Genomic DNA, 1,408 nt, shown 5'->3' with positions numbered 1-1,408 from the left:
CTAGTACTGCAACGGTGCTTGTTCTGATTGCTGGGCAGTTTTCAGGGGCTGTGGCCACGCCGTTTGTAGTGACTGAGGCGAGCTTGGTGTTGGCGTCTGCGGCGCCATGTCGACCAGTGCAGGATGTGACCGACCGGGGTGGGACGACGGTCGGTGAGTCGGGTGATCAGTCGTCGGATCTCGGCGAGGCTCAGGTGGATGAGCTGGGAGGATCCGTTTCTGCTTTCTCCGTGTCCAGCTGGCGGGCCCGCAGAACGGTGAGGCAGGCGTGGGCGGCCATCGCGAGGGTCATGTGGCGGTGCCAGCCGGGATAGCGGCGGACCTGGTAGTCGTCCAGGCCGCACTCCTGCTTCGCCGTCTGGAAGCACTCCTCGACCGACCATCGGCTGCCCGCGATGCGGATCAGCTCGTCCAGGGTGGTCCCGGCCGGAGAGTAGGCGATGTAGTAGGAGATCTCCTCGGGCCTGCTCACGCTGCGGCGGGCGATCACCCAGTGCCGGCGGTCCTCGCGGTGCCAGGGCCTGACCTCGACACGGGCCCAGTCATAGATCCGCCTGCCGTGGGCTCCCTCGCCGCAGGAACGGCGTTTCCACTTCTGCCGGGGCAGAGCGGGGAACAGGTCGTGGACGGGGTGGTCGAGTGCCCAGCGGGTGACGACGGTGTCGTGCCGGGTGGTGGCCATGACGTGGAAGACGTCCGCCTGCTCCAGCTCGAACCGCCAGCCCTTGCTGAAGCCGTAGGCGGCGTCCGCCGTCACCCAGCCGAACGGGATCTTGTCGGCGATGGCCCGGCGGACCATCGCCTTGGCCATCACCACCTTCGTCTCGAAGGCGACACTGTCGTCGATGCCCGCCCGCCGGCATCGCTCACGGTCATCCGTCCACGACGTGGGCAGATACAGCCGCCGGTCGATCAGCGTGCGTCCGCGGCCAGTCGCGTAGGCGAGGAAGACCCCGATCTGGGAGTTCTCGGTGCGTCCCGCGGTGCCGGAGTACTGCCGCTGGACCCCGGCCGAACGGACACCCTTCTTCAAAAAGCCGGTGTCATCGACGATCAGAACGGCCTCCCGGTCACCGAGGTGTTCCACGACGTAGTCCCGCACGTCGTCCAGGACCTCGTCGGCGTCCCAGTCGATCCGGTTCAGCAAACGGTGGATGCGGTCGGGCCCCGTGTGTCCGGCTTCTTCCGCGAGTGTCCAGCCATTCTTCCGCTCCAGCGGAGCAATCAGCCCCCGCATGTAGGCGAGCGCCGACTGGCGCGGCTCCTCCCGGTTGAACCGGTGCACGAACCGCTCGTGCACCGCCTCGAGCTCACCCGCCCACAACCTGACATCAGCAAGGTCTCCACCCATAACCACACCAACGACTGAGCTGGCCACCAGTCACGGCAAGCACCGTTGCAGTACTAG

Annotated in this window: 1 protein-coding gene; it reads right to left on the bottom strand. The window is 66.8% G+C overall.

The window, feature by feature from the left end; genetic code table 11:
- Nucleotides 1-190 precede the first annotated feature (190 nt).
- The gene (locus ACFZCY_RS45475; RefSeq protein WP_391187721.1) at nt 191-1,351 is read right to left on the bottom strand and encodes an IS701 family transposase; all 1,161 of its coding nucleotides are present in this window, start codon (nt 1,349-1,351) and stop codon (nt 191-193) included.
- Nucleotides 1,352-1,408: the final 57 nt, after the last annotated feature.

Source organism: Streptomyces sp. NPDC007983 (assembly GCF_042958345.1).
Classification (GTDB): Bacteria; Actinomycetota; Actinomycetes; order Streptomycetales; family Streptomycetaceae; genus Streptomyces.
Note: the sequence above shows the minus strand (reverse complement) of the source record. Positions and strands in the feature narration are given on the sequence as shown.

Bases quoted from the DNA above. Each gene is read 5' to 3' on its own strand.
- ACFZCY_RS45475 (WP_391187721.1), bottom strand. From the start codon at position 1,351: ATGGGTGGAGACCTTGCTGATGTCAGGTTGTGGGCGGGTGAGCTCGAG.